The organism is Paenibacillus nuruki, from assembly GCF_001721045.1.
In the GTDB taxonomy this organism is placed as follows: domain Bacteria; phylum Bacillota; class Bacilli; order Paenibacillales; family Paenibacillaceae; genus Saccharibacillus; species Saccharibacillus nuruki.
In genome coordinates this window covers 73,194-83,283 of record NZ_MDER01000064.1, presented here as the reverse complement: position 1 = coordinate 83,283, position 10,090 = coordinate 73,194, and the positions used below count along the sequence as shown (strand labels likewise).

11 protein-coding genes are annotated in these 10,090 nt (G+C 39.5%); 5 read left to right on the top strand and 6 right to left on the bottom strand.

The window, feature by feature from the left end; translation table 11 throughout:
• Positions 1-309 precede the first annotated feature (309 nt).
• The 3 genes from PTI45_RS16950 to PTI45_RS16940 all read right to left on the bottom strand — a co-directional run bounded on the left by PTI45_RS16950 (position 310) and on the right by PTI45_RS16940 (position 2,754).
• A complete protein-coding gene (locus PTI45_RS16950; RefSeq protein ID WP_069328787.1) occupies positions 310-1,080 on the bottom strand; it encodes an RluA family pseudouridine synthase in 771 nt (256 codons plus the stop codon).
• 9 nt (positions 1,081-1,089) lie between these two features.
• Complete coding sequence (locus PTI45_RS16945; protein ID WP_069328786.1) at positions 1,090-1,959, bottom strand: class I SAM-dependent methyltransferase; 870 nt, start codon at positions 1,957-1,959, stop codon at positions 1,090-1,092.
• A gap of 192 nt (positions 1,960-2,151) precedes the next feature.
• Entirely contained in the window at positions 2,152-2,754 is a 603-nt protein-coding gene (locus tag PTI45_RS16940) for a TetR/AcrR family transcriptional regulator (protein ID WP_069328785.1), read from the bottom strand.
• 156 nt (positions 2,755-2,910) lie between these two features.
• On the opposite strand from PTI45_RS16940, the gene PTI45_RS16935 reads away from it, so the two are divergent.
• The 3 genes from PTI45_RS16935 to PTI45_RS16925 all read left to right on the top strand — a co-directional run bounded on the left by PTI45_RS16935 (position 2,911) and on the right by PTI45_RS16925 (position 5,160).
• Positions 2,911-3,600 carry an SDR family NAD(P)-dependent oxidoreductase gene (locus PTI45_RS16935; protein ID WP_069328784.1) on the top strand — a complete coding sequence of 230 codons (690 nt, stop codon included), beginning with the start codon at positions 2,911-2,913 and terminating at the stop codon, positions 3,598-3,600.
• A 240-nt stretch (positions 3,601-3,840) separates the two neighbouring features.
• Positions 3,841-4,293, top strand: a complete 453-nt coding sequence (locus PTI45_RS16930) for a flavodoxin (RefSeq protein ID WP_069328783.1) — start codon at positions 3,841-3,843, stop codon at positions 4,291-4,293.
• 84 nt (positions 4,294-4,377) lie between these two features.
• Positions 4,378-5,160 (top strand): hypothetical protein, encoded by a 783-nt coding sequence (locus PTI45_RS16925; RefSeq protein WP_069328782.1) that lies wholly within the window; start codon positions 4,378-4,380, stop codon positions 5,158-5,160.
• Between the two features lie 238 nt (positions 5,161-5,398).
• Here the strand turns inward: PTI45_RS16925 and PTI45_RS16920 are convergent, their stop codons facing one another.
• The 3 genes from PTI45_RS16920 to modA all read right to left on the bottom strand — a co-directional run bounded on the left by PTI45_RS16920 (position 5,399) and on the right by modA (position 7,927).
• The gene (locus PTI45_RS16920; protein WP_069328781.1) at positions 5,399-6,250 is read right to left on the bottom strand and encodes a GNAT family N-acetyltransferase; all 852 of its coding nucleotides are present in this window, start codon (positions 6,248-6,250) and stop codon (positions 5,399-5,401) included.
• A gap of 157 nt (positions 6,251-6,407) precedes the next feature.
• Complete coding sequence (gene modB, locus PTI45_RS16915) at positions 6,408-7,088, bottom strand: molybdate ABC transporter permease subunit (RefSeq protein ID WP_069328780.1); 681 nt, start codon at positions 7,086-7,088, stop codon at positions 6,408-6,410.
• Positions 7,085-7,927 carry a molybdate ABC transporter substrate-binding protein gene (gene modA, locus PTI45_RS16910; protein WP_069328796.1) on the bottom strand — a complete coding sequence of 281 codons (843 nt, stop codon included), beginning with the start codon at positions 7,925-7,927 and terminating at the stop codon, positions 7,085-7,087. The genes modB and modA overlap by 4 nt, the downstream gene beginning before the upstream one ends.
• Positions 7,928-8,176: 249 nt before the next feature.
• Between modA and PTI45_RS16905 the strand changes: the two genes are divergently transcribed.
• Positions 8,177-9,343, top strand: coding sequence for a substrate-binding domain-containing protein (locus tag PTI45_RS16905; RefSeq protein ID WP_069328779.1), 1,167 nt, complete (start codon positions 8,177-8,179; stop codon positions 9,341-9,343).
• A 29-nt stretch (positions 9,344-9,372) separates the two neighbouring features.
• Positions 9,373-9,981, top strand: coding sequence for a hypothetical protein (locus PTI45_RS16900; protein ID WP_069328778.1), 609 nt, complete (start codon positions 9,373-9,375; stop codon positions 9,979-9,981).
• Positions 9,982-10,090 lie beyond the last annotated feature (109 nt).

Genomic DNA, 10,090 nt, shown 5'->3' with positions numbered 1-10,090 from the left:
CACACACCAAGCGGAGAGAATAGATGATTCTGAAAGAGCGAAGCGCTCGCCTTTAAGAACGGATATTTACTGCTATAAGCAGTGAATATCCGTTCTTAACAGCGACGAGAAGAATATCTATTTTCGAAGCGGATTTTACACTAAACCACCAGCACAAATCCTTAAGCTAATTCTCTTCTAAATTCGTTTTCTAATATCAATGAAAAAAGCTTTTCCATTACCTTATAATCAAGGAACGGAAAAGCTTTTTTGTATCTTATTTATAAAATACAAGTAAATATTTCATACATGATCTTGCTCTTATACCACTTACTTTAACTTCGTTTGCTCCAATTCAAGCTCTAACCGTTCCTTCAATTGCTCATAGATATCACTCGACCATTCGATCCACGGCTTGGTCTGTGGAGGAAGCGAGATCATAGAGATCATGCGACCGCCGACAGGATGAGGAATAGCCGTCAATACAGACCATAAGGCTAATTGCTCACCACGACGGTTCACTTCAGCACCATACTTTTGATCTCCAAATAAAGGATAGCCCGCATGAGACATTTGAATCCGAATCTGATGAGAACGTCCAGTGTGCAAATGGATCAACACCAACGCAAGATTCAAATCCTCATTTTGAGCCAGTACTTCGTAATCGAGTACTGCTTCTTTACCACCCGTAGTACCTGGAGGAACTACGGCACCTGTATTGGTGCGTGCATTTTTAAGAAGTACGTCTTTAAGTGTTGCTTTAGTAACAGTAGGAATACCGCGTACAACAGCGACATAGCGTTTCACCATGGTGCGGCTACGTACAGATTCAGACAAGCGAGAAGCCGCTTTGGATGTTTTGGCAAATACCATCGCTCCGCCAACCGGACGATCCAAGCGGTGGATCAATCCTAGATACACATTGCCTGTTTTACTGTAACGTTCTTTCAGGTCTTCTTTGATCAAAGTTAACATATCTGGATCGCCTGTTGGATCTTCTTGCGAAGGGATGTTAACAGGCTTAACAACTCCAATAATATGGTTGTCTTCATATAACACAGGAATCGGTGCTCTACCTTTAGTATTTGAATGTGGTTCCATTGTTATGCCTCAGCTTTCCCAGCGTCCAAGAATACCGCATGGCAGATTCAGACCCGAGTTCGTGATAGGTAGACCAATTTCGCCAGAAGAAAGGGTACCACCGTAACGTTGTTGCATCGTCATATTCAAAATATTAGACAATACTGTCGGTGCAATCCCTGTTGTATACGAGTTGATCAGCATAAATAATGGGTTATCGGACATAATCGACAAGCAAGACTCTAAGAAAGGGTACAGACTGGATTCAAGTTTCCACATTTCGCCACCGGGTCCGCGTCCATACGAAGGAGGGTCCATAATGATCGCATCGTATTTGTTACCACGACGTTGCTCACGTTGAACAAATTTGAACACATCATCTGTAATAAAGCGTACCGGACGATCGCCAATACCCGATAATTGATGATTGTCTTTAGCCCACTGTACCATTCCTTTTGCCGCATCAACGTGTACCACATCAGCGCCAGCGTAAGAAGCAGCTGTTGTTGCTCCACCTGTGTACGCAAATAAGTTCAAAACGGTGATCGGACGACCAGCATTTTTGATTTTGTCCATCATCCAGCTCCAGTTCGCTGCTTGTTCAGGGAATAGACCGGTATGTTTGAAATTAGTAGGTTTGATATGGAAATTCAAATCGCCATAACGAATATTCCAGCGTTCTGGAATTTTGCGTTTCCATTCCCATTCACCACCACCTGAAGCACTACGGTGATAATGACCGTGTACTTGATTCCAGCGTGGGTCTCTATCTGCGGATTGAAGAGGCCAGATAATCTGTGGATCTGGACGACGTAATAAGATTTCTCCCCAACGCTCCAGACGCTCACCTGCGCCCGTATCAATTAATTCATAATCTTTCCATTGATCAGCAATATACATGTAATAATCCATCCTTATATTTTATTTCTCGATAGATATTGTAGAGTACAATCATCTATATACAGAGTAGCCTAAAAAGCCATCTTTATCAGTTTACCGCATTTCATTGTATAACAATAGATGAAAGGAAGCTATATTTGATTTAATAAGCAAAAAAAGAAAAATCGTTATATAAACGATTCTTTTTCCTTTTTATTGAACACTATGACCGTTGATGCTACGTATAAGATCCAAAATATTATTAAAATGAATGTTACTCAGTTGCTCAATCCATTCATCTATAGAATAATGTTCTGGTTCTTTGATCCATAAAGAGATCGCACCGACTAAGCCTGAAACCATATATTCAAGGCTAATCTGTATCTTGAGATTATCGGGAGGAGTATCAAGACCAGAGAGAATAATTTGTTTGAAATGGTCTTTAAGATAACTAGAAAAGCTAGGCTCAATCTCATGAGTTAACATCGTTCTAAAGAAAACGACATGTTCTTCTAGGATAAGAAATAGACTTTTTAACGCAATCACCATAAATGAAGGATCTTCATTTTGAACATCCTCAGTATACTCAGGTAAGCAAATATTCAATAGATCGATATGTTCTATACATAATTTCTCCATCAAATCAGGTTTATCTATATAGTGCAAATAAAAAGTGTTTCGATTAATAATCGCTTGATCTGCAATATCTTGTATTGTGATACGATCATATCCTTTAGTTTGAATTAAAGTCAGAAAAGAATCTTTGATCGCTTTTCTTGTTTTAACAATACGTAAATCAATTTTAGGTTTGTTCATTCTAAATTCCTTTCTTCAAGATAATAAGCAAATTTAATATATTTGCTTATTAAATGTTAAATTGATGAATATCCACCATTGAATCCATTAAGGTTAAATTCTACAATAAAAACCATTACATGAATACAATATATGGATGGATAGAGGAGAATGACAATGAAAACATTAGTTATTATTGGAGCAGGAAAAGGTTTGGGATTGTCATTAGCCAAACGATTTGGTAAGGCAGGATTTCAAATAGCTTTGGTCTCGCGCAATGCTATCAAGTTGCAAGAAATGATAAAGGTATTAAAAGAAAATCATATAGAAGCTTCTTATTTTATAGCAGATGTATATCAAGCAGACCAAATGACAGAGGCACTTGCTAACATTAAAAACAAATACGGTTCGATTGATGTGTTGGAATTTAGTCCTACTGCTGGAAAGTATCCACCTACTTCTGTATTGGAATTAACAGCAGAGAATATCAAAGACTTATATGAAGGATATATTTTCAGTGCTATTCATGTGGTGAATACAGTAGTACAAGATATGCTTGCACGCAAAGAAGGAGCTTTACTTTTTACTACAGGATTATCAGCATTATACCCTGTGCCTATGATGGGAAATGTCGGTATTATTATGGCAGGTTTGCGAAATTATATCACTAATCTGCATACTGAATTGTCACCTAAAGGCATTTTTGTAGGTCATCGATCGTTAGGTTTATTTATCAAAGAATCAGGTAATGGCACAGTGAATGATCCAGATGTTATTGCAGATATGTGGTATAAAGCTTATACAGACCAAGCAGTATGGGAAGAAGAGTATCCAAAAGGAGTTACGCCAGCAACCATACAGTATTAAAGCACAATATGTAAAATAGCATTTTCGAATCTACAAAAATGCTAATTCAAATGTATGTACTAAAGAAGTCGCTTAATAAGCGGCTTTTTTATTTGTGTAAAAGAAACTAAGGTGAAAATATAATCGATATCAAACACACGTTAAAAGAAATAAACTAAAAATTTAAAATTCGTTGTTGACAATGAGAATCATTATCAAGTATGATCAATCCATGGAAAACACATATGCGGGAGGATTACAATGTCTAAAATATTAGTGGTGTTCGCCAGCATGACTGGGAATACAGAAGAAATTGCAGATTTGATTGCCGAAGGAATACAATCCATAGGTGGAGAGGTTGAACTCAAGCAAGCAATGGACTGTGATGCGGATACTCTTTTGGAATATGACGCAGTACTCCTTGGCGCCTATACTTGGGGAGATGGCGAATTGCCAGATGAATTCCTCGACTTTTACGAAGATATGGATCAGCTAGACCTTACTGGTAAAAAAGCAGCTGTATTTGGAAGTGGAGACACTTGTTACGAACAATTTGCAGCAGCTGTCGATATTCTTACGAACAAGTTACAAGAGCGTGGCGCAGATATCGTGTTAGAAGGGCTGAAGATCGAATTGAATCCTTCATCCGACGAGAAGGAAACTTGTCGTGAATTCGGCAAAAAATTTGCGGGCGTAGCAGTAAGCGTAGTGTAATTTGAGCTTACTTGATCACACGATCACATTAGAGTAGATGTAATTAAAGACTTCGTATGACTGGAAAGCAGGTGTTAAGCATATATGAATTATTCTACGGATCAGGCTTCACCTGTTTTGCAGGATTACAAGCTGGAAGAATGGCTACGGATGACCTATCGTACAAATGATCAGTCACTACCTACACGCCAAACGTCACGTAAGCAAGCTTCGCAGATTCATTGGAAGCAACGTGTACAATTTGCGATAGGACATGCGATTAATCGTTATTACAGTATGTCGCCAGAGCTTAGAGGGATTACAGATATTGGCCAGCTGGTTGATTTCCGTTGGCCCAAGCGTATCTCTTACTTCGATCATGAACAGCAGTACTGGCAGGTCAAAGATTTGGTTACGGCAAATATTCGTAAGCTTCTTGCAGCCAACGAATATGCACCTTATCCTATGATGTTATATGAACAGCATCAGACTTTGGTTCCAGAACTGCAAACTGACTTGTCTGTTATTTTTCAAGTGGCATGGCAAGTATCTGAACAAACAGCGCAACCGGATGATGTAGCCGGACACAAGAGCCTGATTGTTCAGAAGTTTATAGTTGATGATGATCCTTACACAGCAGAAGCTTTTATTCATCTATCTTCCGTGTTTTGCCAGTCTGCTTTTGGTAGGCTTCCTGAACGAATTGATATCTTTTCGATTATGGAAGGCAAGGTACAGCGTCATTATCCTTCACCGGAAAAAGTAGCTGCATCGATCGATTATCTTCATTTGCTTCAACATGTCGTACCAGGCGGAACTCAAGTCTGTGAACATTGCAGACAGAACGCTGGTGTGACATCCTTAGCTCCTTCGTGGAGCCTCATGTAGGTGGACCAAGAAACGGGTCAAAATCCCCCCATCTTTTTGACCCGGATTCTTTTCACAATATAAGTAAGACCAACGAACATACGGCTTTCCTGTTACAGGGAATAGAGATCATCTATCTTTTCGTCCCAGTCACATGATTCGATAACATAGATGATTCTCTAAGAAAAAGCGTTTATCCATGCATGGACCGGACCTCCGTGCTTGGTATAAACGCTTTTTCTGTGTTTGTATAAATGATTTAAATTTCAGGCATAGGTGGAGAATACAAGTAATAGTCTTGAATATCTTGATGCTGGAAGCCACACGATTCATACAGATAGAGTGCGCGATCATTATCAGATACCACATTGAGCCAGACACTATGACCTGCCTGACTTTCAGCAAGAGCCACCTGACGCAAAGCACTACGTCCAATCCCGTGTCCACGTAATGCAGGATCGATGACGAATCCATAGATCCAACTGTGTTCTCCCTCATAATCCACTTCTATTTTACCGACCGCGATACCAGCATGTTCAATCACTAGCATTTTGCGTGTTTTGGAACGATTGGCATTGGCTAGTGTAGCTGTTGTAGAAGCTTCACTAATTGCAAATGCATCTGCATCCAGTCGTATCCACAACGGAATATCGCTATCGTTAAATGGGCGTAATACCGCAGATTCAGGTTCGTCTATACGTAACGAGTTATGTTCTTTATCAAGCTTGAGCGTATATTCAATACTTTGCAGCACAACAGGTCTTGTATGTACCCATGCTTGACCTGCAACCGAATCACGAGGCACATTTAATAACACTTGATTGGCATCGACCAATTGACCACGACTGACTGCTTGTTCCCACAATTTTGTGAATACACCCCGTCGACGATAAAGAGGATGTGTCATGCCGCATACTTCAATATTTTGTCCCATTCGGTAGATACCTAGAAAACCGATCAGTAATTTACCTTCGTAATGGAAAAAATCTTCTACACTGCCAGGCGCACGATTTTTGAGCATGTCCCAGTTTAATTTGAGCATAATATGATCTTCTTTTTCACAAAGTGCCTGTAATTCTAATATATCTGATAACTGCTGAAGTTTGAGCATAGCGGTACCTCTTTTTTTTGTATTTAATAGAAAGAGATGGAATGAAGTCGTCCCCAATCGATCTTCTTTTTGGTCAATCTATTTCTAATTATATAAGGAATATACTAGATAAAGCTATCTAAGTTTTACAAATAAAAAAAGCATCCGCAGCTACCGATCAGGCAGAACCACGAATGCGTCCAGTGACTAATAATAGAATAAATGAAATCAGAATCGTAATGATGGTTAAACTCCAAGCCAGTGGCATATTGTTAGCATCGACAGCAAAGTAAATCGCAGTTGGTAATGTCTGTGTTTTGCCTGGAATATTACCAGCTACCATTAAAGTAGCCCCAAATTCTCCTAAGGCTCTAGCAAAAGCAAGCACAAATCCAGTTACCAGTGAACGCCATGCAAGCGGTAAGATCATATACCAGAGTAATTGTAATTCACTGGCACCTTGAGAGCGTGCAGATTCCAGTACATCTTTATCTACCAGAGCGAATCCTGTTTTGAGTGTCTGATAAGCCAGTGGAAAAGAAACGACAGTTGCAGCAATAATCGCTCCAGTTGCGCTGAACACAAGCGGCTGATGAGTAAGCCATTCAGCCGCCTGACCAATCCAACTACGCCGACCCAGTATAGTCAGTAGCAAAAGACCGACAACCGAAGGAGGCAGAACCAGGGGTAACATAAATATCGTTTCAACGATTGATTTCCCTAGAAAGGTATGCCGATTCATCCACATGGCCATCACAATACTCAGTAAAAAAGCAAGAGAACCTGCTACACAAGCAATTTGCAAAGACAACAGAATAGGCGAACCGATAACGTCCCATGACCAGTTTAACGAATTCATGAACTCGCAGAAGCCTTCATAAAACCGTGTTTGACAAAAATGGCTTGTGCTTCATCGGTCTGTAGATAGTCATAGAAAGCAGCAGCTTCTTCAGGATGAGTAGTATCAGATACGATTCCTGCTGGATATAGAATTGGATCATGACTATCAGCAGTAGTTTTCAAAGCCACCTGTACTTTATCTGAATCCATGGCATCCGTTTTGTAGACAAATCCTGCTTCAGCATTACCTGTTTCTACATAAGACAATACTTGTTTGACATCTTTAGTCAGCACGATTTTGGATTGTAACTTGTCCCATAGCCCTGACGACTCTAACGTTTGTTTGGCATACATACCCGCAGGAACCGATTCAGGTGTACCGACAGCTAATTTTTTGATATTGTCACGAGTCAAATCTTGCAATGAAGATAATGTTAATGCGCTATCTTTGGGTACAATAAGTACAAGATCATTAGCGAGCACGTCTTTCTCATGCGTTTTATCAATAAGATTAGCACTGAGTAGAGCATCCATTTGTTTACTACCTGCTGAGAAGAATAGATCCGCAGGAGCGCCTTGTTCAATCTGTTTCTGTAATGTACCTGAAGCCGCAAAGTTGAATGTAAGGTTAACATTAGGATGTTGCTGTTGGTATAACGTTTGGATTTCCTGTAGACTATCCGTTAAGCTTGCAGCAGCTGAAATAGTGAGTTGTACAGGAGATTCACTGGTAGCTGTAGCATTAGTCTCAGAAGAAGGTGTAGAACCGTTAGCGCTATCTGTACTGGATGTAGTTGTCGTGGACGAACAAGCACTAAGTATTAAGATCAGACCTAACAGAAGCGCAGGTAGACCCATCCGGGAAGTAGAAGTATGATTTCGATGTGAAAATAAAGAAAGTATAGATTTCAACACATATTCCTCCTTAAAGTTATAATACAACTATGTATTATACTGAATAATATATATTAGATCATACTAAATCATTCTAATTATATCTAGTTATAATTAAACATCATATTGAATTGGATATAGTGCGATTGTTTAAATTGAAAACTCATATCATCCACGTTAAGATAAATGTATCTTGTTAGGGAGGAACCACCTATGAATGAGCAGGTGTCATACACAACCGAAGAAATTGCCAAATTACTTAAAGTCTCTAAATTAACCGTTTACGATCTGATCAAAAAAGGCGATCTACCCGCTTATCGTGTAGGGAAACAAATGCGAGTGGATCATTATGATCTAGAAACGTATAAACAAAAAGCGAAAAATGGAATGATTCGTGAAAATCGAGAAAATGCGGGACAGCTTCATATGACAGCAACCCCACTAAATAGCATATTGCCTACTTCGTCCTCGGAGCCGTCAGAAGTGTCTCCGCTTCAGCCTGGCATCGGGAATATTCCACATATTGATTATCAAGATCATACGCCTGATCCAGACGCTACAGTGACACCTGAATTTGTGCATGCAGCTTATGCACGTCCAGAAGAAATTTTGCGAAATACAGGCACGATGAACCCGATTACTCAAGAACCGATCACTCCACCGACGACTGGCAAAACGATCGTGATTACAGGGCAAGATACCAGTCTGGATATTCTAGCTCGTTATATGGAAAAAGAGGACAATCGTTATCGTCCGCTTCGCTCTTTTGCCGGAAGTATGGATAGTCTAGTATCGATGTATATGGGAAATTCAGATATTGTCAGTACTCATTTATTTGATGGGGATACAGGAGATTATAATTTACCGTATATTCGTAAAATGCTTGTCTCGCATCCATGTACAGTGATTAATCTAGCTTCAAGGCGTGCAGGATTGTATGTGGCTAGAGGAAATCCAAAAGATATTCGTTCATGGCAAGATTTGGCTCAAAATGGAATAACGATTGTGAATCGAGAACGTGGAGCAGGAGCGCGTGTATTATTGGATGAACAATTACGATTGAATGGGATTCGTACTTCTCAATTACAAGGATATACGCAGGAAGAATCTTCTCATATTGCTGTGGCAGGTAAAGTAGCAAGCGGTCAAGCAGATGTAGGGGTAGGAAGTGAGAAAGCCGCTGCACTGGTCGGAGTGGAATTTATTCCATTGACAGTAGAACGATATGATCTGGTTATTTTAAATAAAGTAGAAAATGCAGAGTGGATCGCTACATTAAAAAGAATATTGTCATCCGATGATTTCAAACGTGAATTACAAGCGATCGGTGGATATGATCTATCCCGCACCGGAGAGATTTTGTACGCTAGCGAATATTAATACATTTACCTATAAAGGAGTGAGCAGGCATGAAAGACAAAGTTAAAGGATTAGTATTAGGTATAACGATCGGTTCATTATTGACAGGTACAGGTGTAGCGATGGCAGCTAATACAACCAGTATTCAAGTGGCTTTTAAGCAAGTAGGGTTATACATCGATCAAGTTAAAAAGTCAGATGCTAATGTCATTATTTATAAAGGAACTACGTATGTACCGGCAAGAACGATGAGTAATGCAATGAGCAAAGATATTCGTTTGTCCAATAATAATTTGTATATTGGAAGCAATCAGGCAAATAGTACAGGTTCATCGTCATCTTCTAATTCGACGACTACTCCGACGATACCGACTCCAAGTGTACCTACAGTGCCAACCACACCTAATTCAAATTCCAATACGGCAACAGGTACATCAGCAGTCAGCAGAGCACAAGCGATTCAACTGGTCAAAGATAAATATAAGTTAAATGGTTCTTCATATCTGTTGACAGATGTAGATCATGAGGAAGATGATATGTATGTTGTCCATGTGTATGAAGATGTGGTCGATGATGAAGCTACAGGAGAAGGTCATACATCTACATATGGCTGGTATTATGTAAATAAAAATACAGGTGAAATTACCTCAATGTTCTAAATAGATCTGTACTATCATAAAAATACCAAAGCAAAAAGCTGTAGATCGTTGGAATACGAGCGATCTACAGCTTTTTTATAATGATTTGCAATTCTTTTTGTATAAATCA